The following is a 23965-nucleotide window of genomic DNA, read 5'->3' as shown; positions in this document are numbered from 1 at the left end:
CTATTTCATGCAGAAACCGGTGCCGCGGGCCGCTGCGACATCACCTGCGCCACCGCCCGGCTCAGCGTGGCGATGTCGAACGGCTTGATCAGCACCGACTGGGTGCCCAGCACCCGACCGACCTCGGCCATGTCGGCATAGCCGGTCGCCAGGATCACCGGCAGCCCCGGGAAACGCAGCCGCGCGTATTCGATGACTTCGGCGCCGGTCATGCCGGGCATGGCGTAGTCCACCAGCAGCAGGTCGGGCCGCGCGGCCTCCAGCGCCTGCAGGCCGTCCGGGCCGTCGGCGGCGGCGGTCACCCGGTGGCCGGCGAGCTGCAGGCTCTCGACGATCACCCGGCGCACATCGGTGTCGTCCTCCACCACCAGGATGTGGAAGGGGCCGACCGGCGCGGCAGGCGCCGGCGCGGTCGCTTCCGGCGGCGCCGCGTCTTCTTCCCGGGCCAGCGGGAACAGCATCTCCACCGTCGTGCCGTCGCCCGGCGGGCTGGACACCCGGGCTAGCCCGCCGGACTGCTGTGCAAAGCCGTAGACCTGGCTCAGGCCGAGCCCGGTGCCGCTGCCGAGCGGCTTGGTGGTGAAGAACGGATCGAACACCTTGCCGAGCAGGTGCTGCGGAATGCCTTCGCCCTCGTCGGCGACCGACACCACCAGATAGTCGCCGGCCGGCAGGGCGGTGTCGCCCTCGGCCAGCCGGTCCACCCGGGTCGCGATGCGCAGCGCACCGCCGGCGGGCATCGCGTCCTTGGCGTTGACCGCGAGGTTCAGGACCGCCATCTCCAGCTGGTTGGCGTCGAGCACCGCATGCACCGGGCCGTCGTGCAGCGCTGTCTCGACCCGGATCGCCGAGCCGACCGACACCGCCACCAGCTCTTGCATGCCCTGCAGCAACGCATTCACGTCGGTATGGCGCGGCAGCAGCGACTGGCTGCGCGCGAAGGACAGCAGCTGCGCGGTGAGCTTGGAGCCGCGGCTGACCGCGCGCTTGGCCTGGGCCGCGACGGTCGCGACCTTGGGCTCGGACGCCAGCCGTCCGACCAGGTCCAGGTTCATGCTGACCACGTGCAGCAGGTTGTTGAAGTCGTGCGCGATGCCGCCGGTCAGCCGGCCGACCGCTTCCATCTTCTGGGCCTGCGCGAGGGCTGCCTGGGCGCGCTCGCGCTCGGAGATCTCGGCCATCAGCCGGTCGTTGGCGCTGGCGAGTTCGCGGGTGCGGATCGCGATCCGGTCTTCCAGTTCGCGGTTGAGCCGCTCCACCGTCGCGCGGGTCTGCTCCAGTTCCAGCAGGTGGCTGCGGGTGGCGTACTGGCGGGCGCGGCCCCGCAGCGCCGAGGCGACCGCGCTGGACAGCGTCTCGGCATTGACCGGCCGCTCCAGCAGCACCACGTTGCCGAGCTTGCGCAGCGAGGCAGTGGCGCCGGCCGACCGGCGCGAGGCCTGGCGGGTCGCCAGCACCACGAACGGGAAGTCCGACCAGCTCGGCTGGCGTTGCAGCCAGCGGTGCAGCGGCGCATCCTGCAGCACCGGAAAAGCCTCCTCGGTCACCACCGCGGCGCCGGCACCGTCGTGCTCGAGCTGCTGCAGCAGGTCGTCCGGCGTGGGGCAGATGCGCGAGGCCATGCCGCTGTCGGCCAGCACCTGCTTCACCACCGCGGCGTCGCGGCCGCGCGGTGCGTGGATGAGCACGCGCCGCTCCATCAGGCCTCCACGATGCGGGTGTCGTCGCCGAGCAGGGAGCCGCTGCCGCGGTAGGTGGTGATGCCGCCGAGCACGCCCTCGAAGTCGCTCAGCGCCGGGCCGACCTCAATGCCCTGGGCACCGAGCCGGAATTCGCGGATCGTGAACTCGTGGCTGCTGGCTCGGCTCTTGACTACCGACAGCGCCCGCAGCAGGCTGCCGCGCGCTTCGAAATACCGGAACATCAGCAGCGCATCGCTCAGGTAGCTGAGATCGACGTCGATCCGGCCTTCGCCGAGCACGCCGTGCTGGCTCAGGATCAGGATGGTCGCGACGCCGCGCTGGTTCAGGTAAGTCAGCAGCTCGTGCATCTGCAGCAGCAGGAATCGGCTGCCGGGCATCGACTGCAGATAGGCGTTCAGGCTGTCGATGCCGATCACCCGGGCGCCGCGGCGCTCGACCGCATCGCGCACGTTCATCGCGAACTGGCCGGGCGACACCTCGGCCGGGTCGAGCGGGTGGATTTCCAGCTGGCCGGAATCCAGGTACGGCTGGAGCGGAATGCCGAGGGCGGTGCAGCGCGACACCAGTGTCGGCAGGCCTTCGTCGAACAGGTAGTAAGTCGCCTTCTCGCCGCGCTCCAGGGCTGCGAAGACGCACGACAGCGCGGTGGTCGTCTTGCCGACGCCCGACGGGCCGACGAACAGCGTGTTGGTGCCGTAGTAGAGGCCGCCGCCGAGCAGCAGATCGAGTTTGGCAGTACCGGTCGGCATCACCTCGTGCCGCTGGTCGTGGCGGTGCTCGGCGGCGACCAGCCGCGGGAACACCCGCAGCCCGCCCGTGCCGAGGTTGAAATCATGGGTGCCGCCGCGAAAGCGCGCGCCGCGCAGCTTCGCCACCCGCAGCGTGCGGCGCTCGTCGCCGTATTCGCCGGTGGTCTGCATCAGCGTGAGCACGCCGTGCGCCAGGCTATGCAGCTGCAGGTCGTTGGAGCCGCTGGTCTTGTCGTCCAGCAGCAGGGTGGTGCAGTCGAAGCGGCGCAGGAACTGCTTGAGCGCGAGGATCTGCCGGCGGTAGCGCAGCGCATCCTGCGCCAGCAGCCGCATCTCCGACAGGCTGTCGAACACCACGCGCCGCGGCTGCAGTCGTTCGATCTCGACCATCACGTCACGGATCGTCTCGCCGAGCTCCAGTTCCGACGGATGCAGGATCGACTGTTCGGCATCGGGCTTCAGGCCGTTGGTGTCGATCAGTTCGAAGATGTCGATGCCCGCCAGGTCCCAGCCGTGCGAGTCGGCGACGGTGATCAGCTCTTCCCGGGTCTCCGACAGGGTGATGTAGAGGCAGCGGTCGCCGCGTGCCGCGCCGTCGAGCAGGAACTGCAGCCCCAGCGTCGTCTTGCCGGCGCCCGGTTCGCCTTCCACCAGATAGAGATGGCCGGTCGGCCAGCCGCCGCCGAGGATGTCGTCGAGGCCGGAAATGCCGGTGGAGGTGCGTTCCTGCGGCGCGATAGGGGAGAGGCTCATGGCAAAGGTCGGGAAGGGACCTGCCGAGTATCGGCGAAGGGCTGCCGGCGCGGGCGCGGGATGAACCCGGGCGGCACCGGTCGTCGATCAGGCGGCGCGGCCCTACAGTCGTGGTTGTCGCTGCCTCCGCACCCTTGCCCGTTGTTCGCCGGCCGCTGGACGGCTTCGCCGCCCTTCGCTCCAACCTTTCGCCGATGTCCTCCGCTCTGCCTCCGACCGCTCTGCCCGTCGCCGACCCGGCGGTTTGCCCCACCGACGACGATGCGGTCTTTGCGCTGCGCATCGACCCCCAGGGCTGGACGGCCGAGGCACCCTCAGCGCTGACGCTGCGCGAGGCGGCCGCCTTCGCCGGGATCGAGCTGCCGACCTCCTGCCGCAACGGCACCTGCCGCGCCTGCCTGTGCCGGATGACGGCGGGTGCGGTGCGCTACCGTATCGCCTGGCCCGGGCTGAGTGCCGACGAGAAGGCCGAGGGGTATGTGCTGCCCTGCGTCGCGCATCCGACGGCGGACGTGGTGCTGGAGGCGCCGGGCGCGGTCCGCCTCGGTGCTATCGAATAGATAGCTGTTTGCGCAGGTCCCACCTGCGCGGAAGGCCGATTTCCTTGCGAAAACCGGCCTTCGGACAGCGCGAAACGCAGGGTGCGGGGACGGGCCCTCGCACGGTCAGGCCGGCTGCGGCACCTCGGCGATGCGGCGGGCCAGGTGCGCCAGCGCCTCTTCCACCTGGTCCACCAGGATCAGGCACAGGTCGCCCGGCTGCAGCCGCTCCAGCGCGGTGTCGATGGCGGCGAACTCGCCGCGGATCTCCTCGACCTGCGTGGTGCGCGACGCGTTGTGCAGGCCTTCGCGCAGCAGCGCCATCACCTCGCCGTCGGCGCGACCCCGCTGGGCCGCGTCCTGGTACAGGATGACTTCGTCGAAAGCGGCGCCGAGGATCGCGGTCTGGTCGCGGATGTCGCTATCGCGGCGGTCACCGGCGCCGCTGATCACCACCGAGCGGCGTTCGCCCGGCAGCGCGCCGACGGCCTGCACCAGGGCACGCATCGCATCGGGGTTGTGGCCGTAGTCGGCGATCACGGTGGCGCCGCGGTAGTCCATCAGGTTGAAGCGGCCAGGCACGGTCGCCGCGTCGCTCGCGAAGCTGGCGAGACCGGCGCGGATCACGTCCCAGCCGGTGCCGAGCGCCCAGGCGGCGGCGACGGCGGCCATCGCGTTGTCGACCTGGAAGCCGATCGCGCCGCCCCGGGTGATGGGGATGTCGCGCAGCGGCACGCTCTCGCGCCAGGAGCCTTCGGAGGCGACCAGCTGGTCGCGGTCGATGTAGACGGTGCGGCGGCCCTGGGCCCGGTGCTTGGCCATCACCGGGTGCTGGCGGTCGGCGGCGAAGAAGATTACGTCGCCGGTGCTGTTGGCGGCCATCGCGGCGACGATCGGGTCGGCGGCGTTGAGCACCGCGAAGCCGGTGGGCGCCACGTTCTGCACGATCACCCGCTTCAGCACCGCCAGGTCCTCGACCGTGGTGATGTAGTTCAGGCCCAGGTGGTCGCCTTCGCCGATGTTGGTCACCACCGCCACCTGGCAGCGGTCGAAGCCCAGGCCCTCGCGCAGCACGCCGCCGCGGGCCACCTCGAAGACGGCCGCGTCGGCGTCCGGGTGCATCAGCACGTTGCGTGCGCTCTTCGGGCCGCTGCAGTCGCCGCTGTCGGTCTGGCGGCCGTCCACGTAGACGCCGTCGGTGTTGGTCATGCCGACCCGCAGCCCGCTGCTCGCCAGGATGTGGGCGATCAGACGGGTGGTGGTGGTCTTGCCGTTGGTGCCGGTCACGGCGACCACCGGGATGCGGCCGTCGTCGCCCGGGTCGAACATGCCGGCGATCACCGCCTCGCCGACCGCGCGCGGCTTGCCGTAGGAGGGCGTCAGGTGCATGCGCAGCCCGGGCGCGGCGTTCACCTCGACGATGCCGCCGCTCTGTTCCTCCAGCGGCCGCAGCACGGTCTCGCAGACCACGTCCACGCCGCAGATGTCCAGGCCGACCATCTGCGCCGCCGCCACCGCGCGCGCGGCCACGTCGGGATGCACGTCGTCGGTCACGTCGGTGGCGGTGCCGCCGGTCGACAGGTTGGCGTTGTTGCGCAGGATCACGCGGCGGCCCTTGTCGGGCACTGACTCGGGCACCAGGCCCTGGGTGGAGAGCCGCAGGATCGCGATGTCGTCGAAACGGATCTTGGTGAGCGCGGTGGCATGGCCGTCGCCGCGCTTGGGGTCGCTGTTGACGATGTCCACCAGCTCGCGCACCGTGTGCACGCCGTCGCCGATCACCTGCGGCGGGTCGCGGCGCGAGGCGGCGATCAGCTTCTGGCCTACCACCAGCAGGCGGAAGTCGTAGCCGGGCAGGAAGCGCTCGACGATCACGTCGCCGTATTCGGCCGCCGCCTTGAAGGCGATGTCCATGTGCTCGCGGTCCATCAGATTGACGGTGACGCCCTTGCCCTGGTTGCCGTCCTGCGGCTTGACCACCACCGGCAGGCCGATCTCCTGGGCGACGCGCCAGCCTTCCTCGGCGGACGCGACCGGCCGGCCGAGCGGCACCGGCACCCCGGCGGCGTGCAGCAGGTTCTTGGTCAGGTCCTTGTCCTGGGCGATGGCCTCGGAGACGGCGCTGGTGCCGTCCACCTCGGCCGCCTGGATGCGGCGCTGCTTGGAGCCCCAGCCGAACTGCACCAGGCTGCCCTGGGTGAGCCGGCGGTACGGGATGCCGCGGGCGACCGCCGCATCGACGATGCAGCCGGTGCTGGGGCCGAGGCGCTCGTCCTCGTCCAGCGCGCGCAGCTCGGCGATGGCGGCGGCGGCATCGAAGCTGCCGTCGCCGAGCGCGGCCTGCACCAGCGCGTGCGCCAGGGCAAAGGCGCGGCGGCCGACGGCCTCCTCGCTGTACTGCACGACCACCTGGTGCACGCCGGGCTCCGGCGTGGCGGTGGTACGGTGGAACGTCACCGGACAGCCGGCCTGGGCCTGCAGCGCCAGCGCCGCGGTGCCGGCGACGGACGCGAGCGTGACTTCGGACGCCTGGCCGGCGTGGCGCAGCGCGCCGATCGTCGGGAACAGCGCGCGCACCCGCTGCTCGAAGCCGGGCACGTGCGCGATCGCGCAGCAGTCGGGGCCGCAGGTCACGACCGCTTCGATCGAGGTGTGGCGGCTCCAGAGGTTGGGGCCGCGCAGGGCGCGCAGGCGGGAAATTTCCATGGGAGGTCGGTCCGTCGGGGCGGCGCACGGCCGGAGCCGGCGCGCGGGGGTCAGAAGGAGAGGGCGGGCGGCGGTGCGGTCAGGCGGCGACGGCAGCGGTTTCGCGGACGGTCTGGTCGGCGCCGGTTCGCAGCGGCACGCCCGCTTCGGGCTCGAAGGCTTCCAGGCCGGCGCCGATCAGGCAGGGGCGGATGCCGAGCGCCCAGCCGGTGGCGGCCGCGGCGAGCAGCGCCTCGTCGGGCAGCGCGCCGTGGCGGCTGCGCCAGGCATCGAGCGGACCCAGGCCCGACAGCGGCACGTCCTGGCTGTCCGCGACCAGCGCGATCCGGCCGTTGCGCATCACCACCGCCCGGCCGCCTGCGGCGCAGTGCGCAGCGATGGCCGGGTGGGTCGGGTCGGCCGCGTACAGGATCACCTCGCCGTCGCACAGCGGGGCGAGAGCCGCGACGTCCGGATCGGCCGCGTTCAGTACCGCCACGCCGTCTGCCAGCACCACGTCCACCTGGGTGCGGACCGCCTTGCGCATGTGCTCGGTGGTGTGCACGTCGAACTCGGCCAACGCCTCCATGCCGCCGAAGTCGGTCACCAGGCCGACCGAGCAGCGGTCGTAGGCCAGGCCGTCGCGCAGGATCGAGGCGGCGCCGTTCTCGATGATCGCCAGGTCCACGTTGCGGTTGATCAGCAGGCGCTCGCCGGCCTTCCAGTGGGCGTTGTCGGCCGCGTCGTGGCAGCGGCGGTCGAGGAACAGGCCGTCCTGGCAGGCGACGCCGGGATGGTGGCCGTCCAGGTGGGAGAGCCACGCGACCAGCCGGGCGATGGCGGCGTTGTGGCGCGAGCCGGTAATACCGACCAGCGGGATACGGCCGTTGTCGCCGTCGGCGAACAGGTGATCGCAGATCGCGCGGCCGACCGGGCGCGGCTGGCCCTGGGTCGGCTTCAGGTGCATCAGCAGGCCGGGGCCGGCGTTCACCTCGACGATCGCGCCGCGCTGGGCCTGCAGGGGCAGGCGGATGTCGCGCGTCACCAGGTCGATGCCGGCGATGTCCAGGCCGACGATGCGGGCGGCCAGCGTCACCGCGTGGGCGACCTCGGGGTGCACGTCGTCGGTGCAGTCGATGGCCATGTTGCCGGTGCGCTGCACCAGCACCTTCTGGCCGGCCGGCGGGACGGAATCGACCGTCAGGCCCTGCCGGCGCATCTCCAGCTGCACGCCGCCGTCCTTGTGCGGATCGATGGTGGTCAGCGGGAACTGGTGCTCCCAGCCGCGGCGCGGGTCGCTGTTCATCTGGCTGTCGATCAGCTCGGCGATGGTCGAGGTGCCGTCGCCCGTCACATGCACCGGCTCGCCGCGGGTGGCGGCGACGACCTTGCCGCCGACCACCAGCAGGCGGTGCTCGGTGCCTTCGATGCAGCGCTCGACCATCACGCCGCTGCCCTCGGCCTCGGCCAGCCGGAAGGCGACGGCCACGTCAGCCTCGGTGCGCAGGTCCAGCGTCACGCCGCGGGCGTGGTTGCCGTCCGACGGTTTGACCACCACCGGCAGGCCGATGTCCTCGGCGGCTTCCCAGGCTTCCGCGGCGCTGGCGACCATCCGGCCTTCCGGCACCGGCACGCCGCAGGCGGCCAGCAGCGACTTGGTCAGGTCCTTGTCGGAGGCGATGCTTTCGGCGATCGCGCTGGTGCGGTCGGTCTCGGCGGTCCAGATGCGGCGCTGGCGCTTGCCGTAGCCCAGCTGCACCAGGTTGCCGGCGTTCAGGCGGATGTGGGGGATCTTGCGGTCGTTGGCCGCGGTGACGATGCAGTCGGTGCTCGGGCCGAGGAAGGACTTGTCGATCTGGGCACGCAGACGCGTCACCGTGGGCGCCACCTCGAACGGCCGGTCGTTGATCGCCGCCATCAGCAATGCATGGCCCTCGGCCAGCGCCAGACGGGCGACAGCCTCGTCCTGCGCGCGGAACACCATGCGGTAGATGCCGTAGCGGGTCGTCTCCCGGGTCTGGCCGAAGGTGACCGGCATGCCGGCGATGTTGAGCAGCTCGATGATCACGTGCTCCAGCACATGGCCCATCCAGGTGCCGCCCTCCAGCCGCTGCAGGAAGCCGCCGCGCTCGCCGGGACTGCAGGTGTGCTCGATCAGGTTGGGCAGCCAGGCCTGCAGGCGCTCGTTCAGCCCGGGCAGCTTGTTGGACGGGAATTCCTCCAGCTCGCCGAGATCGAGCCAGACCTCCAGCACCTCCCGATAGGTCCAGATGTTGGACCCGTGCAGGTAGCGCACGTTCAGGATGCGGATGTCGTTCAGGGGGCGCAGGGTGGTCATCGTCGGATGTCTCGTCAGAAAAGGCCGTCAGGCCGGAGAGCGCTGCGCTGCCGTGCCGGCTGCACTGGTTGGGCCAAAATCGCCCGCTCCGACCGCGGGCCGCGCGCCGAGCGGGTTCCGCGTGTTACGGTTTGAAAATGCAGCATCTCGATCCTGTCGTAGTCTCGTCCGGGTGGCCCGAACGTCTGGTCGCCGCGGGCGTACCCGCACTTGGAACCGGTGAAAACGTTCTGACCGTGCTTCCGGTTGACTTGGGATCGGACATGCGTTTTGCATCGTGGAATCTGGTGCTGACCAGCCGCCGCTTCCTGGCGCAAGGACAGGACGGCTGGCAGGAATGGCCACTGCATCCGCAGCTGGACCTCCGTCTGTCGGACCACGGCGGTGTCGGGCTGCTCGAACTCTGCGACACCACGCAGCGCCTGGGCGCCTGGCGCTTCACGCTCGGCCTGCAGCCTTTAGCCCTGCAGCTGCAGCAGCAACTGCAGGCGGTACGGGCGGGAATGCCGGTGGAGCAGGACGCTGCCTCCGACGGGGCCGATGCGCCCATCGACGATTTCCGCGAGAACACCGGCGAGAACGCGGCGCCCTCCACCTGGGTGCTGCTGCGGCTCTGGCGTTTCGCCCGGCCCTACCGCTGGCGGCTGCTCGGCGGCTTCGCGCTGACCCTTGCATCTACCGCGGCCACCCTGATCCCGCCCTACCTGACGATCCCGTTGATGGACGAGGTGCTGATCCCGTTCCAGAACGGCCAGGCGATCCCGACCTCCAAGGTCGCGCTCTACCTGGGCGGCCTGCTCGGCGCCGCGCTCGCCGGCTGGGGGCTGAACTGGGCGCGCACCTACATGCTGGCGCTGGTGTCGGAACGGATCGGTGCCGATCTGCGCACCGCTACCTTCGACCACCTGATGCAGCTGTCGCTCGACTACTTCGGCGGCAAGCGCACCGGCGACCTGATTGCCCGCATCGGTGCCGAAACGGACCGCATCAACGTCTTCCTCTCGCTGCACGCGCTCGATTTCGCGACCGACGTGCTGATGATGCTGATGACGGCCACCATCCTGTTCACGATCAACCCGTGGCTGGCCCTGGTCACGCTGCTGCCGCTACCCTTCATCGGCTGGATGATCCATTTCGTGCGCGACCGGCTGCGCACCGGCTTCGAGAAGGTCGACCGGGCGTTCTCGGCCGTCACCAACGTGCTGGCCGACACGATCCCCGGCGTGCGGGTGGTGAAGGCCTTCGCCCAGGAGAAGCGCGAATCCGACCGGTTCCGCGAAGCCAATGCCCACAACTTGGCGGTCAACGACCGGATCAACCGGACCTGGTCGCTCTTCACCCCGACGGTCACCCTGCTGACCGAGATCGGCCTGCTGGTGATCTGGGCCTTCGGCATCTGGCTAGTGTCGCGCCAGCAGATCACGGTCGGCGTGCTGACCGCCTTCCTCGCCTACATCGGCCGTTTCTACACCCGGCTCGACTCGATGAGCCGGATCGTCTCGGTCACGCAGAAGGCGGCGGCCGGCGCCAAACGGATCTTCGACATCCTGGACCACGTGTCGGACGTGCCGGAGCCGGCGCGGCCGGTGCCCTACACCGCGCCGCGCGGTGCGATCGCGTTGCGGCAGGTGGACTTCCGCCACGGCAGCCGGGTGATCCTGCGCAAGGTGGATCTGCAGATCCGGCCCGGCGAGATGATCGGCCTGGTCGGCCACAGCGGTTCGGGCAAGAGCACGCTGGTCAACCTGATCAGCCGTTTCTACGACGTGAGCGGCGGGGCGATCGAGGTGGACGGCGTGGATATCCGGCGCTACCGCATCGCCGACTACCGCCAGCACATCGGGCTGGTGCTGCAGGAGCCGTTCCTCTTCTTCGGCACGATCGCCGAGAACATCGCCTACGGCAAGCCGGACGCGACCCGCGCCGAGATCGTCGCCGCCGCCCGCGCGGCCCATGCCCACGACTTCATCCTGCGGCTGCCGCACGGCTACGACTCGCTGGTCGGCGAGCGCGGCCAGGGCCTGTCGGGCGGCGAGCGCCAGCGCATCTCGATCGCCCGGGCGCTGCTGATCGACCCGCGCATCCTGATCCTCGACGAGGCGACCTCGGCGGTCGACACCGAGACGGAGAAGGAGATCCAGCGCGCGCTCGACAACTTGGTCAAGGGCCGCACCACCATCGCGATCGCGCACCGTCTGTCGACGCTGCGCAAGGCCGACCGGCTGGTGGTGATGGACCGCGGCGCCGTGGTCGAGGTCGGCCCGCACGACGAGCTGATGGAGCGCGAAGGCGCCTATTTCCGGCTCTACCAGGCGCAGGTGCGCCGGGTCGATGCCGAGGATCTCGAAGAACTGAAGATGGAATCGGTCGCCGCTGCGGCCGCCATCCCGTCCGCCCATCCGTCGGGAGAGTCCTGATGTCCTTGCCCGCCTGCGCTGCCGACCGCCGTGCCGCCGACCGCCCGGTGGCGGCCCGCCCCTTCACCCTGGCCCGCGACGCCTTCGGCCGGCTGCAGCTGACCGACGCGGCCGGCACCGCGCCGGTTACCCCGGTCCGGGCCTTTCCGCTGGCCGCCCCCGACGAGGCGGTGTCGCTGGTCGGCCCCGACGGCCGGGAGCGCGCCTGGGTCGACAGCCTGGCCGACCTGGCGGCGGGCGACCGGGCGCTGGTGCTGGAAGACCTGGGCCATCGCGAATTCATGCCGGAGATCCTGCGGCTGGTGGACGTCTCGACCTTCGCCACACCGAGCGCCTGGACGCTCGAGACTGACCGCGGCCCGGCCCGGCTGCTGCTCAAGAGCGAGGACGACCTGCGTCGCCTGCCCGGCAACGGGCTGCTGGTGGCGAGCGGCGACGGGGTGCACTACCGCATCCGCGACCGGTTCGCACTCGACAAGGCGTCGCGCAAGCTGCTCGACCGGTTCCTGTGAACGGCGGGACGGCGATGCACACCAGCGCCCTCGTGCTGTTTTCCGGCGGCCAGGACTCCACCACCTGCCTCGCCCATGCGCTGCAGCGCTACGAGCGGGTCGAGACGGTCGGCTTCGACTACGGCCAGCGCCACCGGGTCGAGCTGGAGGCGCGCCTCACGGTGCTGACCGAGCTGCGCCGGCAGTTCCCGGCCTGGGATGCACGCCTCGGCGACGACCATGTGCTCGACCTGGCGGTGCTCGGCCAGGTGAGCGAAACATCGCTCACCCGCGAAACCGCCTTCGCGCTGGAAGACAACGGCCTGCCCAACACCTTCGTGCCGGGCCGCAACCTGCTGTTCATGACGCTGGCCGCGGCGCTGGCCTACCGGCGCGGACTGCAGGTGCTGGTGACCGGGGTCTGCGAGACCGATTTCTCCGGCTACCCGGACTGCCGGGACGACACGATGAAGGCGCTGCAACTGGCGCTGTCGCTCGGCATGGACCGCCGGTTGCTGGTCGAGACGCCGCTGATGTGGATCGACAAAGCGGCCACCTGGGCGCTGGCCGAGCAGCTCGGCGACGCGAGCGGCACCCCGCGCGGCGGCGCCGTGCTGACCGATCTGGTGGTGGAACACACCCACACCTGCTACCTGGGCGACCGCACCCACCGCCACGCCTGGGGTTACGGCTGCGGCCACTGCCCGGCCTGCCAGCTCAGGGCGCGGGGCTACGAGGCTTTCCGGGCGCGCGCTGCCGCGTGAGCATCTGCTCGCGTGCGCATGCCGGACCGGTGCAGCGCCGCGAAAGGGACGGCACGGCCCTCAATTTCGGCGAAGATTTGCCGAAAGTCCCTGCAGGAACCCTGTTTTCCCGCCGCCCGCCGACCCCACCGGAGAAGCACCATGCAACTGCCGCCCATCGACCGTAGCCTCGCCATCGCACCGACCGCGGAGACGGTGGCGAACGCCTCCGGCGCGGCCGAGCCGGTCCGCCCGGGCGTCACCCAGCGGCAGGACGGCCGCGACTGGGTCGGTGCGACGCAAGGCCTGCGCGGCCCCGACAGCCCCTCGGCCGCACCCGCGACGCCCAACCGCGACTGGACCGAGGTCCGGCCCACCGAGACGGCCAAGCCGCCCGAGGAGCCGCCGAAGGAGCCGATCTACAAGATGCTGATGGAGCAGATCCAGTCGATCTGGCGCGCGGGCGCCCAAACGCTGGACATCGCCGAAGAAATGCAGCGCCAGGCCAACCGGGTGGCCGGCGTGGAGATCGGCAAAGACAAACAGGGGCCGCTGGTCTACACCGACCCGGCGAAGGTCCGCAAACCGCCTGCTGCCTGAGCGCGGGCCTCCAGAATTACGCGCCGGCAGCCGGCGCGGTTTACCAGCGGCGTTCCGGGGCCGGCGCGGCCGGTGCCGGCAGGGGCGCCGGCGCTTCGGTAGGTGCGGGTGCCTGCGGGGCCCCGCTATCTGCAGCCGCGGCGCCGGTGCGTTCGGCCCGGCGTTGCAGCGCCAGCGCACGGATTTCGGCAAAGCTCACCCGGTTATCGCGGTCGGTGTCGGCCTGGTCGAACGCATCGCGCAGCCGCGGGAACAGCGCCACCTCGTCGCGGGTCAGATAGCCGTCGCCGTTCGCATCGAGCCACTTGAACTGGCGGGCGGCGAGGACTTCGCCCTTGCTGGGGCCCCCCGGCGCATCGGGAGCAGGTGCAGCCGCGTTGGCGGCCGCAGGCGGAGGCGGCGTTCCGGTCGCCGGCTGGGCCTGCGCCCCGCCGGCGCAGGCCAGCAGCACCGCCGCGGCGGCGCGGAGGAGGGACGGTCGGACGGAAAAGGGAAAAACGGAAAGATGCATCGCCCGATCGTGGCACAGCCCTGCCGACCGGACGTCACCAGGGGTCAGGCGGCGTCCGGCGGCAGCGGGGCGGCTGCGGCGGGCGACGGCGCCAGGAAGGCGGCCACGCCGGCGCCCACATGGCCGGCCGGCACATGCAGCGCGGCCGAGCGCACATGGCCGGTCTGGTCGTCGAAGAAGAAGTCGGGCTCGAACTCGCGCAGGAACGGTCCCTTTTCCAGGCCCCCCAGGAACATCGCCTCGTCCACCGCCAGGCCCCAGTTCATCAGCGTGTTGATCGCCCGCTCGTGCGCCGGCGCGCTGCGGGCGGTGACCAGCGCGGTGCGGATGCGCATGCCTGACACGTCGGCCTGCTGCTGCAGCTGGTGCAGCGCCGCCAGCAGCGGCTTGAACGGACCGCCCGACAGGGGCAGCGTCGCCTTGCTCGACTCGTGGGTCTGGAAGGCGGCGAGGCCCTCGGCCTGGTAGACGCGCTCGGCCTCGTCGGAGAACAGCACCGCGTCGCCGTCGAAGGCGATGCGCAATTCCTGCGGATAGTTGACGCCCGCCGCCACCGATTCGGTCAGCACCCGGGCCGCGGGAAAGCCGATCGCCAGCGCCTGGCTCACGTCGTCCTCGTTGGCCGACAGGAACAGGTGCGCGCCGAGCGGCCGCAGGTACTTGAACGGGTCGCGCCCCTGGGTGAACACGCCGCGCTCCAGCGACAGACCGGCGTTCTTCGCCGATTCGAAGATGCGCAGCGCACTCACCGGGTCGTTGCGCGACAGCACCACCACCTCGACCCGCCGCACATCGTCGCGGTTGAAGTGCAGCAGCTTCTGCACCAGCGAGAATGCCACACCCGGCTTGGCCGGCACCTTCAGCCGCTCCTGCTGCAGCTGCATGTAGGCGGTCGGATCGCGCGGGTCGAAGACGCGGTTCTCCTCCTCGAAATCGAACAGCGCCCGCGAGGAGATCGCGATCACCAGCTTGTCGGCGAGGGTGAGGGGCATGGGCAGTTTCCAATCAGCGCAACAAAAAACAGCGGCGTTCACCAGAGATACCGCAGATCCGGCTTCGCAGGTCTGCCGGTATCGCCCCCCTTCCCGCGCAGCGAGAGAAGGGGGGAGCCGCGCAGCGGCTCGGGGGGATGTGCTCTACCTCACCCACTGGTTGAGCTGGATGATCGGCAGCAGGACGGCCAGCACGATCAGCATCACCACCAGCCCCATCGCCACGATCAGCAGCGGCTCCAGGATGGTGGCGAGCGCCAGCGCGCGGCGCTGCACCTCGGCGCCGAGCTGGGCGGCGGCGCGCTGCAGCATCACCGGCAGCTGGCCGGTCTGCTCGCCGAGCCGCGCGAACATCGCGACGAGGCCGGGAAAACGCTTCTTCTGGGCCAGCGCCGAGGCGAGCGGCGCGCCTTCGCGCACCAGCACCAGCGCGTCGAGCGCGTCGGCGCGCATCGCCGTGTTGTGCAGCGTGCCGGCCGCGGCCTGCAGCGCCCGCAGGATCGGCACCCCGGCCGACGACAGCATCGCCAGCGTGGCCGCGAAGCGGGCAGCGTTGTAGCCACGGGCCAGCCGGCCGATCACCGGCAGGTTCAGCCACACCGCATCGATTTTTTGACGAAAAGCGGGTTTTGCGTAGGCGTAGCGGGCGCCGACAGCTATCAGAACGAGAGCGATCAGCGCCGCCCAGCCGTAGTGCCGCACCGCGTCGCTGATCGCCAGCATCGCCACCGTCAGGAATGGCAGGGCCCGCTTGGTGCCGGCGAACACGTTGGCCACCTGCGGCACCACATACCCGACCAGGAACAGCACGATCACGATCGCGACCAGGGTGACGATCGCCGGGTAGAGCGCCGCGCCGACCAGCTTGGCCTTGAGGGCTTGGCGCTGTTCCAGGTCGTCGGCCAGCCGCTCGAGCACCAGGCCGAGGCTGCCGCTCTGCTCGCCGGCGCCGATGACCGCGGCATAGACCGGCGAGAACTCGCGCGGATGCTGCAGCAGCGCCTTGGAAAAGGTGGAGCCGCCGTTCACCTCGGCCCGCAGGGCGGCGATCAAAAAGCGCTGGCGGTCGTCTTCCGATTCGTCGGCGAGCGCGGTCAGCGCCCGTTCCAGCGGCAGGCCGGCGGCGACCAGGCCGGCGAGCTGGCGCGTCCAGATCGCGAGGCCGGTGGCGTTGAAGGCGCGCCGGGCGAAGGCGGAGCCGGCCAGCGCACTGCCGGCGTCGGGCGAGGCCAGCACCGCCTCGACCGCCAGCGGCACCAGCGACTGGCCGCGCAGCAGGCCGCGGGCGGCGCGCGCGGTGTCGGCCTCGATCACGCCCTTGCGGGACTGGCCTTGGGCGTCGAGGGCTTCGAAGGAATAGGCGGGCATGGCGGCGGCGGGAACGCGGTGCGGCGCAGGGCGCCGGAAAACGGCGCCGGGGCGGCGCCGGCGCGTATTGTCGGCGTTCCGCGACGCGCCGGGCAGTCTGTGTCGTCGTGCGGGACGGGGCGGTCGAGCGACCGGCCGCGTGTCAGGCGAGCGCGTCGGCCGTCGCCGGCATGGTGCGCACCGCTGCCGCCGCGATGTCGAGCGAGCGCAGCCGCAGCGCCGGGTCGAAGATGTCGCAGACCAGGATCATCTCGTCGGCGCCGGTCCGCTCGGCGAGCGTCTGCAGGCCGGCGTGCACCGTCTCCGGCCCGCCGATCACGCCGGCCGCCAGGAAGTCGCCGATGGCCGCGCGTTCCTGCGGCTGCAGCGAGGCGACGAAGCCTTCCTCGGGCGGCGCGAGCTTGCCGCGGGCGCCGGTCAGGATGCCGAGGATGCGCCGGTAGGTGCTGCTGGCGAGGAACTCGGCCTCGTCGTCGGTCGGCGCGGCGATCATGGGCACGCCGATCGCCACATAGGGTTCGGCGAGCGTCGCCGACGGGCGGAACCGCGCGCGGTACAGCTCGACCGCCTGCAGCAGCAGCCGCGGCGCGAAATGCGAGGCGAAGGCGTAGGGCAGGCCGCGTTCGGCCGCCAGCTGCGCCGAGAACAGGCTGGAGCCGAGCAGCCAGATCGGCACCTCGGTGCCGGCGCCGGGCGTGGCGATCAGGCGCTGGCCGGGCTGCGCCGGTGCGAGCAGGCGCTGCAGCTCGGCCACGTCGCGCGGAAAGTCGTCCACCGACTCGGTGCGGTCGCGGCGCAGCGCGCGCATCGTGGCCGGGTCGGTGCCGGGCGCGCGGCCCAGGCCCAGGTCGATCCGGCCGGGGTACAGCTCGGCCAGCGTACCGAAGGCCTCGGCCACCACCAGCGGCGCATGGTTGGGCAGCATGATCCCGCCGGAGCCGACGCGGATGCGTTCGGTGCCGCCGGCCACATGGCCGACCATCACCGCAGTGGCCGAACTGGCGATGCCTTCCATGTTGTGGTGCTCGGCCATCCAGTAGCGGGTGAAGCCGAGCGACTCCGCATGCCGCGCGGTGCGCAGCGCGAGCGCCAGCGCATCGCGGACCGTGCCGCCTTCGCGCACGGCGACCAGGTCGAGGAAGGAAAGTCGGATGTCGGACAGTGCAGGCATGCGGACGATTGTCCCGCCGGGCCGCGAGGCGCGTGCGCGGCGCGCCGAATCACTGCACCGCGGGCAGGGGCGGGCGGCCGTCGGGCGAACGGACCGACGGGCGGTCGCCGGCCGCGGACAGGCGGCGTGTAGGGGGCGAGGCCGGCCCGTACGATCCCCGGGGCCCTGCCGCGGACCCAGCCCCGCCGCGCTCCCTATTCGACCGTTCCGTTCCCTTATGCAGAGTCTTTCCGCTCCGGCCCGCCGGCCCCTGCGCCTGACCGCCGCCGCGGCGGCCGCCGTCGCCTTCGTCTCCCTGTCGCTGCCCGCCGCGGCCCAGCCGCTGCCCGAAGGGTTCCTGTGCTGCAACCTGCGCACCGACGGCCGGTGGATCACCGACATCAACTACGACGAAGCCGGCAAGCGCCTGATCCCCGCCGGCACGCCGGTCCGCGTGACCGGCTACGGTCGCCAGCGGGTGTTCGTGACCTTCGGCGACGGCAGCAGCCAGGCGATCGGCAACGACTACAGCCGCGACCTCGACCTGCCCACCTTCGCCGCGCGCTACGTCGTGCCGCAGGACCCGCGCATCGCGCTGGCCGCGGCGCCGGCGGCGGTGCGCCAGGCGGTGGACGCCGCCCGCGTCGCCCGCGGCATGACGCGCGAGCAGGTGATCGCGGCCGTCGGCTATCCGGTCACCAGCGAGAACCCGCGGCTCGACGCGCCGATCTGGCGCTACTGGCTGACCAGCTTCGAGGAATTCCAGGTGAGCTTCGGCCCCGACGGCCGGGTGAGCGAGGTGAGCGCGCTGCCGACGGTGCGCCAGCGGGTGGCGGCGGACTGAGGACGGACCGGTCGTCGGGGCCGGACATGCAATGGCGATGACCGGTTTCGTCGAATATTTCGGCCGTTGATCGGGCGGTAGCGCCCGTCCTGCCTACGCAGTCAGCTATGGTTTTCGTAGCGTTAACGTTGACGTTGACGTTGACGTTGACGCTGACGCCGTGCGGGCCATCTGCCGCCGGTGCCCCCGCCCAGCAGCGCCCAGCCCATGTCCGACTGCGTGTCCCATTCGTAGCCCTGGGTGCCCAGGAGCCAATGCGACGGGCGGATGTCGGTCGGCGGGGCGCGCCGGTCGGACGCCGGGTGGCGCTCAGTCCCGCGTCACCCGCAGCACCTCTTCCGGCGTGGTGATGCCCTCGCGCACCAGCCGCTCGCCGTCCTCGCGCATCAGGGTCATGCCGGCGGCGATCGCGGTGTCGCGGATCGTGGCCTCGGGCGCCTGGCCGTGGATCTGCGCGCGGATCGCGTCGTCCACCACCAGCAGCTCGAACACGCCGGTGCGGCCCTTGTAGCCGCTCGGATCGGTGGCGTCGATGCGGCGCACCAGCCGCTGCGCCAGCACGCCGAGCAGCGAACTGCTGAGCAGGAACGGCTCCACGCCCATGTCGGTCAGCCGGGTGATCGCGCTGGCCGCGTCGTTGGTGTGCAGCGTGGCCAACACCAGGTGACCGGTGAGCGATGCCTGGATCGCGATCTGCGCGGTCTCGAAGTCGCGGATCTCGCCGATCATCACGATGTCCGGGTCCTGCCGCAGGATGGCCCGCAGCGCGCGGGCGAAGGTCAGCTCGATCTTGCTGTTGACCTGGGTCTGCCCGACGCCGGGCAGCTCGTACTCGATCGGGTCCTCGACCGTCATGATGTTGTTGCGGGTCGCGTCGAGCCGGGCCAGCGACGCATAGAGCGTCGTCGTCTTGCCGGAGCCGGTCGGGCCGGTCACCAGGATGATGCCGTGCGGCTGGGCGATCAGCCGCTCGAAGCGGTGCAGCACGTCGCCGAGCATGCCGACCGCCTCCAGGCTCAGCTTGTTCTCGGACTTGTCGAGCAGCCGCAGCACCGCGCGTTCGCCGTGCGCGCTCGGCAGGGTGGACACCCGCACGTCCACCGCCCGGGTGCCGATGCGCAGGGAGATGCGGCCGTCCTGCGGCAGGCGTTTCTCGGAGATGTCGAGGTCGGCCATGATCTTCAGCCGCGAGATCAGCGCCGCGTGCAGCGCGCGGTTGGGCTGCACCACCTCGCGCAGCGCGCCGTCGACCCGGAAGCGCACGCTGGAGGTCCGCTCGTAGGGTTCGATGTGGATGTCGCTCGCGCCGTCGCGCGCGGCCTGGGTGAGCAGCGCGTTGAGCATGCGGATGATCGGCGCGTCGTCGGCGGTCTCCAGCAGGTCCTCGATCGCGGGCAGCTCCTGCATCATGCGCGACAGGTCGGCATCGCTCTCGACCTCGCTCACCACCGTCGCGGCGCTCGATTCGCCCTGGGCGTAGGCCGCGCTGATGCGCTGGGCGAGCGGGCCGGGCTCGGTGCGCTGCAGGGCGGCGACCGGGTGCTTGCGCAGCACTTCGCCCAGCGCGGTGCCGTCGGGCTGCGGGCCGTGCCACAGGGCCAGCCGGCCGTCCTCGTCCTCCAGCAGCAGCTGGTGGGCGCGGGCGAAGGCGTAGGGCAGGGGATAGCGGACCATCGGCGCGCCCCTCGTCAGCGCGTTTCTTCGCGGGTCGCCGGATCGGCGGTCGGCGGCAGCGCGCCGCGCAGCGGCACGCCCGACGGCCGGGTGACGACCGGCGGCAGCGGCGGCGGGATCAGCTCGGTGCCGCGGATCGTGCGCTCCTTCGAGACGGCCGGCAGCGGCGGCAGCAGCGGCGCGGCATCGACGCCGCGCAGCAGCGGGTTGGAGGCGGGCTGGATGTTCTGCTGCAGCGCGCGGATCTGGCCGTAGCGGTCCTCGGCGAGCGTGTCGCTGTCGGCCGCGTCGCGCACCACCACCGGCCGCAGGAACACCATCAGGTTGCTCTTGCGGCGGCTGCGCGTCTCGCTGCGGAACAGACCGCCGACCACCGGCACGTCGCCGAGCAGCGGCACCTTGTCCTGGCCGAGCGAATAGTCGTCCGACAGCAGGCCGCCGAGCACCACGATGCTGCCGTCGTCCACCAGCACGTTGGACTCGATCGACCGCTTGTTGGTGATCGGGCCGGTGGTGTTGGCGATGGTGCTCTGGTCGACGTTCGACACCTCCTGGAAGATCGCCATCTTCACCGTGCCGTTCTCGTTGATCTGCGGCTTGACCCGCAGCGTCAGGCCCACGTCCTTGCGCTCGACCGTGGTGAACGGGTTCACCGTGTTGCTGCCGGTGCTGTTGGCGTAGGAGCCGGTGACGAAGGGCACGTTCTGGCCGATGACGATGCGGGCTTCCTCGTTGTCGAGCGTCAGCAGGTTCGGGGTGGACAGCACGTTGGCGTCGCCGGTGCTCTGCAGGAAGCTCGCCAGCGCGCCGAGGTAGTAGCGGCCGTTGATGCGCGGCACCAGCGCCGCGTTGAAGCCGGTGGTGGCGCCGCTGGCGGCGGCCGACGACAGCGCGGTGCCGAGCGTCGTGGTGCCGCCGGCCGCGGCCAGCGCCAGGCTCAGGATGTTCGGGCCGGCCACGTTGGAATTGGTGCCGAGCAGGCCGATCGTCCCGTCGCCGCGGTTGCCGAGCGCGGTCTGCCACTGGATGCCGAAGTCGGCGGTACGGCTGGCATTGACCTCGACGATCAGGCTCTCGACCAGCACCTGCGCGCGCCGGCCGTCGAGCTTGTCGATCACCGCGCGCAGCTGCCGGTACTGCGGCTCGCTCGCGGTGATGATCAGCGAATTGGTGGCCGGGTCGGCCTGGATGCTGCCGCCGGTCGACGGCTGCGCGCTGTTGCCGAAGCTTGCCGATGCGCCGGTGCTCACGCCCGACGCGCTGCCGAGCGTGGAGCCGAAGCCGGCCGACTGCGGCAGCGCGGTCTGCTGCGGAAAGCCGGTGGTGCCCAGGGTGCCGGTCGTGCCGGTGACGCCCGTCGCGCCCGCCACGCCGCCGGTGCCGGCCGACAGCGACGCCAGCGCCGCCCGCAGCGTGACCGCCAGACGGGTCGCCTCGGCATTCTTCAGGTAGACGACGTAGATGTTGCCGGCGTCGCCGTTGGGCCCCAGGTTGGTCGGCTGGTCCAGCCGCGCGACCAGCGAGCGGATCAGCGACAGCCGCGCCGGATTAGCCGCCCGCACGATCAGCGCATTGCTGCGCGGCTCGGCGATCAGCGTGGTGCGGAAGCTGCCGTCGTTGCCGCCGCCGGCCACCGGCGCCGCGCTGACCGCCGCGCCGGGCGTGGCGCCCGCGGTGCCGGCCGCGCTGCCGCTGCCGTCGGCCAGGCGCGCCACCAGCGGCGCCAGGTCGGCCGCGATCGCATGGCGCAGCGGGATCACCTCGACGTCGGTGGCATTCGACACGTCGGCCGCCGCGATGATCCGGGCCAGCCGGTCCAGGTTCTCGGCGTAGTCGGTGATCACCAGCGAGTTGTTGCCCGGGTTCACGTTGATCGTGTTGTTCGGGCTGATCAGCGGGCGCAGCACCGGCACCAGATTGTTGGCGTTCTCGAAGTTGAGCCGGAAGATCTGGGTGACGATCTGGTTGCCCGCGGCACTGCGGGTGGCGCTGGCGTTGCCGGCGGTGACGGTGCCGCCCTGCAGCTTGGCGTCGGCCTCGGGCACGACCTTGTAGAGGCCGGCCGACTCGACCACGGTGAAGCCCTGCAGCCGCAGCGCGGCGAGGAACTGGTTGAAGGCGGTCATCGGCGGCACCGGCCGCTCGGTGACCAGCGACATCGTGCCCTTGACCCGCGGGTCGACCACCACGTTGCGGCCGGTGATGGTGGACATCGTGCGGGCGACCGCCTCGATCTCGGCATTGGCGAAGTTGAGCGTCACCGGCTCGCGTGCGCCGACCGACGGCGGCAGCGCGCCGCGGGCTACCTGCGCGGTCGCGGTTTGCGGCCCCAAAGTGCCGGTAGCGCACACCAGTCCTGCGCAAGCTGCTATCGAAAGGGTAGCGAGGCGCGGGCGGCGCGGAAGGCGATAAGTCATGTCGTGTCAACCCACGGTGATGAGGGAGCGGGCGCCGGTGCGCCGGCCGATGATGTTCAGGAGATTGGCGAGCGCGGCCTCGCGGTCGGGCGCGGCCTGCGCCTCGCCGTCGAAGCGCAGCCGGGAACCGATCCAGCGGCCGCTGCCTTGGAGTTGCAGGGCGCCGTCGAGCGTGGTCAGCTGCAGGGTCGTCGCATCGCCGCCGATGAGCATGAGGCGGTAGCTGCCCATCGGCCGCAGCGGCGACAGGCGCGAGGACATGGCCAGTGCGTCGAGTTCGGCCCGGCCGGCCAGCGCCACGCGGCCCTGGGCGACCGAGACCATCAGGTCCTGGGTGCGCAGCGCGAGCGTGCCCTGCGGCTGCAGCGTGTTCCAGGGTGTGCCGAGGCCCGCGAGCAGCGCCGCGGGCCACTGCGAGCCGCCGTCGGCCACCAGCAGCCGTGCGCCGCCCCAGCGCAGGTGCAGCCGCATCGCGAGCGGCTGCGCGGTGCAGCAGGCGGCCTGCAGCCGGATGGCGGCACCGTTCCAGGTCGGCCGCAGCCGCCACTGCAGCCGGTCGGGCAGCGCGGCCGCGTCGCCGCTGCCGGCACCACCGGTCAGCACCAGCTGGGCCGAGCCGTTCCAGACCGTGCCGCGCGGCGCGGCCAGCACCACATGGCCGCCGCTGGCATCGGTGACCGCCGCGGCGAGCCAGCGGGCCGGCGCGAACAGCACGACCGCCAGCAGCAGGCCGGCCAATCCGCCGAGCGCAGCCCAACCCCAGCCGCGCCCGGGCAGGTGCAGGGTCGGGCGGTGCGTGCGGGCCGCACGGGCGGCGGCAGCCGGGGAGGACGGGGTGCGGGAACGGGCCACGGTGGGATGCGGGAGGCAGAAGAAAGAAGGACGGCGGCGGTGCGGCCTCAGCGCGGCGGCAGCGCCAGCACCAGGGTGCCGTCCCAGCGGACGTCGGTGTCGGCCGCGGCCGTGACCGGCACAGCGCCGGACGGTGAGGCCGGGAAGGGTATGTTCTGCGAGAAGTCGGGCGTCGGGCCGGCCTGCGCCGCGACCGGGTTCGGCAGCCGGGCGCCGGCGCTGCCGCCCGTGGCGCCTGCCGCCGCGGCGGTCCGGGGCGGGCTGCGGGTCAGCCGCGCCTCGACCGGCAGCGCACGCGCATTGGCACGGGCCTGCGCCAGCCAGGCGGCCAGCCGGTCCGGCGGCGTGCCGCGCAGTGTCAGGATCGCCCGGTCGCCGCTGGCGCTGAGCTGCGCGCCGGCGCCCAGCTGCGCGACCGATGCCTGCAGCGCGCGCAGCGCGTCGTCCGGGTTGGCGCGCGGCTCGGCCTGCAGCCGGCGGGCCTCGGCCTGCAGCACCAGCAGGCGCTGCTGCTGGGCGTCGAGCGTGTTGCGCCGGGTCTCGGCGCCGGCCAGGGTGCGCAGGGCCGGCGCCAGGGCGATCGCCCAGACCAGCAGCAGGCCGACCGCCACGGCCGCGAGGCCGCTCAGGTAGCGCTCGCGCGGCGACAGGGCCTGCCAGCGCAGGCGGGCAGCAGCGGCGGATTCCTTCCAGGCGGGCATCACGGGGCTCCTGCAGGGCGCAGCGCGAGGGCGTCGCCGTCGATGCGGGCGGCGATGCCCTGCGGTTGCAGCGCGGTGGCGGCCTGCGCCGCCTCGTCGGCCGACAGGTTCAGGCCGCGCAGCCGGGCTTCGCCGGCGCTGTAGTCGAGGGCGGTGGCGGCCCGGCCGGGCGGCAGCACCGCGGCGGCCGCGGCCAGCAGGGTTTCCAGGTCGCCGCTGCCGGCGGCGCCGGTGGACTGGCGCAGCTGGGCCAGCTCGCGCTCCATCTGCACCGGCGCATCGACCACCACCCGCACCGTCGGGAAGGTGGCGGTGAGCAGGCCCCGCACCGCGGCCTCCTGCCGGTCGAGCGCGGTCTTTTCCTTCCAGGCCCAGGCATTGAGCCCGACCAGCTGCGCGCCGACCAGCAGGCCGGCGCCCCAGCGGGCCGCGCGCCAC

Annotated in this window: 19 protein-coding genes; 6 read left to right on the top strand and 13 right to left on the bottom strand. The window is 72.0% G+C overall.

The genetic code is table 11. The features are described 5' to 3' along the window. Positions 1-5 precede the first annotated feature (5 nt). Positions 6-1688 carry a response regulator gene (locus tag QZ500_RS07095; protein WP_366762738.1) on the bottom strand — a complete coding sequence of 561 codons (1683 nt, stop codon included), beginning with the start codon at positions 1686-1688 and terminating at the stop codon, positions 6-8. An 11-nt stretch (positions 1689-1699) separates the two neighbouring features. Then, a complete protein-coding gene (locus QZ500_RS07090) occupies positions 1700-3205 on the bottom strand; it encodes an ATPase domain-containing protein (RefSeq protein WP_295852827.1) in 1506 nt (501 codons plus the stop codon). Between the two features lie 194 nt (positions 3206-3399). On the opposite strand from QZ500_RS07090, the gene QZ500_RS07085 reads away from it, so the two are divergent. Next, complete coding sequence (locus QZ500_RS07085; protein WP_295852824.1) at positions 3400-3765, top strand: 2Fe-2S iron-sulfur cluster-binding protein; 366 nt, start codon at positions 3400-3402, stop codon at positions 3763-3765. A gap of 105 nt (positions 3766-3870) precedes the next feature. Here QZ500_RS07085 and cphA (QZ500_RS07080) read toward each other — a convergent pair whose 3' ends face one another. Both cphA (QZ500_RS07080) and cphA (QZ500_RS07075) read right to left on the bottom strand, forming a co-directional pair. After that, positions 3871-6450, bottom strand: a complete 2580-nt coding sequence (gene cphA, locus QZ500_RS07080) for a cyanophycin synthetase (RefSeq protein WP_295852821.1) — start codon at positions 6448-6450, stop codon at positions 3871-3873. 79 nt (positions 6451-6529) lie between these two features. Continuing rightward, the gene (gene cphA / locus QZ500_RS07075) at positions 6530-8767 is read right to left on the bottom strand and encodes a cyanophycin synthetase (RefSeq protein WP_295852818.1); all 2238 of its coding nucleotides are present in this window, start codon (positions 8765-8767) and stop codon (positions 6530-6532) included. A 263-nt stretch (positions 8768-9030) separates the two neighbouring features. On the opposite strand from cphA (QZ500_RS07075), the gene QZ500_RS07070 reads away from it, so the two are divergent. The 4 genes from QZ500_RS07070 (at position 9031) to QZ500_RS07055 (ending at position 13018) form a co-directional block, all read left to right on the top strand. Beyond that, the gene (locus QZ500_RS07070; RefSeq protein ID WP_295852815.1) at positions 9031-11184 is read left to right on the top strand and encodes an ABC transporter ATP-binding protein; all 2154 of its coding nucleotides are present in this window, start codon (positions 9031-9033) and stop codon (positions 11182-11184) included. Next, entirely contained in the window at positions 11184-11696 is a 513-nt protein-coding gene (locus QZ500_RS07065; RefSeq protein ID WP_295852813.1) for a DUF1854 domain-containing protein, read from the top strand. The genes QZ500_RS07070 and QZ500_RS07065 overlap by 1 nt, the downstream gene beginning before the upstream one ends. A gap of 14 nt (positions 11697-11710) precedes the next feature. Beyond that, a complete protein-coding gene (queC, locus tag QZ500_RS07060; RefSeq protein ID WP_295852810.1) occupies positions 11711-12439 on the top strand; it encodes a 7-cyano-7-deazaguanine synthase QueC in 729 nt (242 codons plus the stop codon). A 141-nt stretch (positions 12440-12580) separates the two neighbouring features. Next, positions 12581-13018, top strand: coding sequence for a hypothetical protein (locus QZ500_RS07055; protein WP_295852806.1), 438 nt, complete (start codon positions 12581-12583; stop codon positions 13016-13018). 40 nt (positions 13019-13058) lie between these two features. Here QZ500_RS07055 and QZ500_RS07050 read toward each other — a convergent pair whose 3' ends face one another. From QZ500_RS07050 to QZ500_RS07035, 4 genes are all read right to left on the bottom strand, one after another. Further along, positions 13059-13529: an EF-hand domain-containing protein gene (locus QZ500_RS07050; RefSeq protein ID WP_295852804.1), complete on the bottom strand. Its 471-nt coding sequence runs from the start codon at positions 13527-13529 to the stop codon at positions 13059-13061. A gap of 44 nt (positions 13530-13573) precedes the next feature. Next, on the bottom strand, positions 13574-14521 hold the full coding sequence (locus QZ500_RS07045) for a 5'-nucleotidase (protein WP_295852800.1): 948 nt from the start codon (positions 14519-14521) through the stop codon (positions 13574-13576). A 144-nt stretch (positions 14522-14665) separates the two neighbouring features. Next, positions 14666-15889, bottom strand: coding sequence for a type II secretion system inner membrane protein GspF (gene gspF, locus QZ500_RS07040; protein ID WP_295852797.1), 1224 nt, complete (start codon positions 15887-15889; stop codon positions 14666-14668). A gap of 142 nt (positions 15890-16031) precedes the next feature. Further along, positions 16032-17060: an LLM class flavin-dependent oxidoreductase gene (locus QZ500_RS07035; RefSeq protein WP_295852794.1), complete on the bottom strand. Its 1029-nt coding sequence runs from the start codon at positions 17058-17060 to the stop codon at positions 16032-16034. 217 nt (positions 17061-17277) lie between these two features. Between QZ500_RS07035 and QZ500_RS07030 the strand changes: the two genes are divergently transcribed. Next, complete coding sequence (locus QZ500_RS07030) at positions 17278-17883, top strand: hypothetical protein (protein WP_295852790.1); 606 nt, start codon at positions 17278-17280, stop codon at positions 17881-17883. Between the two features lie 309 nt (positions 17884-18192). Here QZ500_RS07030 and QZ500_RS07025 read toward each other — a convergent pair whose 3' ends face one another. From QZ500_RS07025 to QZ500_RS07005, 5 genes are all read right to left on the bottom strand, one after another. Next, positions 18193-19557, bottom strand: coding sequence for an ATPase, T2SS/T4P/T4SS family (locus QZ500_RS07025; protein WP_295852788.1), 1365 nt, complete (start codon positions 19555-19557; stop codon positions 18193-18195). Positions 19558-19571: 14 nt separating this feature from the next. Then, positions 19572-21974 (bottom strand): type II secretion system secretin GspD, encoded by a 2403-nt coding sequence (gene gspD, locus QZ500_RS07020; RefSeq protein WP_295852785.1) that lies wholly within the window; start codon positions 21972-21974, stop codon positions 19572-19574. 6 nt (positions 21975-21980) lie between these two features. After that, positions 21981-22751 (bottom strand): type II secretion system protein N, encoded by a 771-nt coding sequence (gene gspN / locus QZ500_RS07015; protein ID WP_295852849.1) that lies wholly within the window; start codon positions 22749-22751, stop codon positions 21981-21983. A gap of 122 nt (positions 22752-22873) precedes the next feature. Further along, positions 22874-23527, bottom strand: a complete 654-nt coding sequence (gspM, locus tag QZ500_RS07010) for a type II secretion system protein GspM (RefSeq protein ID WP_295852782.1) — start codon at positions 23525-23527, stop codon at positions 22874-22876. After that, positions 23527-23965 (bottom strand): GspL/Epsl periplasmic domain-containing protein (locus tag QZ500_RS07005; RefSeq protein WP_295852779.1); only part of this gene is annotated, 439 nt, incomplete at its 5' end. The genes QZ500_RS07005 and gspM, both read right to left, overlap by 1 nt.

The sequence above is a fragment of the uncultured Xylophilus sp. genome (genome assembly GCA_913776965.1).
Lineage (GTDB): Bacteria > Pseudomonadota > Gammaproteobacteria > Burkholderiales > Burkholderiaceae_C > Xylophilus.
The sequence above is the reverse complement of the archived record's forward strand: the minus strand, read 5'-3'. Positions and strand labels throughout refer to the sequence as shown.

Excerpts from the sequence above, each read along its gene's own strand:
- QZ500_RS07025 (WP_295852788.1), bottom strand. The coding sequence starts at position 19,557 with ATGGTCCGCTATCCCCTGCCCTACGCCTTCGCCCGCGCCCACCAGCTG.
- gspF (WP_295852797.1), bottom strand. The coding sequence starts at position 15,889 with ATGCCCGCCTATTCCTTCGAAGCCCTCGACGCCCAAGGCCAGTCCCGC.
- QZ500_RS07035 (WP_295852794.1), bottom strand. The coding sequence starts at position 17,060 with ATGCCTGCACTGTCCGACATCCGACTTTCCTTCCTCGACCTGGTCGCC.
- cphA (WP_295852818.1), bottom strand. The coding sequence starts at position 8,767 with ATGACCACCCTGCGCCCCCTGAACGACATCCGCATCCTGAACGTGCGC.
- QZ500_RS07055 (WP_295852806.1), top strand. The coding sequence starts at position 12,581 with ATGCAACTGCCGCCCATCGACCGTAGCCTCGCCATCGCACCGACCGCG.
- cphA (WP_295852821.1), bottom strand. The coding sequence starts at position 6,450 with ATGGAAATTTCCCGCCTGCGCGCCCTGCGCGGCCCCAACCTCTGGAGC.
- QZ500_RS07065 (WP_295852813.1), top strand. The coding sequence starts at position 11,184 with ATGTCCTTGCCCGCCTGCGCTGCCGACCGCCGTGCCGCCGACCGCCCG.
- QZ500_RS07045 (WP_295852800.1), bottom strand. The coding sequence starts at position 14,521 with ATGCCCCTCACCCTCGCCGACAAGCTGGTGATCGCGATCTCCTCGCGG.
- gspD (WP_295852785.1), bottom strand. The coding sequence starts at position 21,974 with ATGACTTATCGCCTTCCGCGCCGCCCGCGCCTCGCTACCCTTTCGATA.
- QZ500_RS07085 (WP_295852824.1), top strand. The coding sequence starts at position 3,400 with ATGTCCTCCGCTCTGCCTCCGACCGCTCTGCCCGTCGCCGACCCGGCG.
- QZ500_RS07070 (WP_295852815.1), top strand. The coding sequence starts at position 9,031 with ATGCGTTTTGCATCGTGGAATCTGGTGCTGACCAGCCGCCGCTTCCTG.
- QZ500_RS07030 (WP_295852790.1), top strand. The coding sequence starts at position 17,278 with ATGCAGAGTCTTTCCGCTCCGGCCCGCCGGCCCCTGCGCCTGACCGCC.
- gspM (WP_295852782.1), bottom strand. The coding sequence starts at position 23,527 with ATGCCCGCCTGGAAGGAATCCGCCGCTGCTGCCCGCCTGCGCTGGCAG.
- queC (WP_295852810.1), top strand. The coding sequence starts at position 11,711 with ATGCACACCAGCGCCCTCGTGCTGTTTTCCGGCGGCCAGGACTCCACC.
- QZ500_RS07050 (WP_295852804.1), bottom strand. The coding sequence starts at position 13,529 with ATGCATCTTTCCGTTTTTCCCTTTTCCGTCCGACCGTCCCTCCTCCGC.
- QZ500_RS07090 (WP_295852827.1), bottom strand. The coding sequence starts at position 3,205 with ATGAGCCTCTCCCCTATCGCGCCGCAGGAACGCACCTCCACCGGCATT.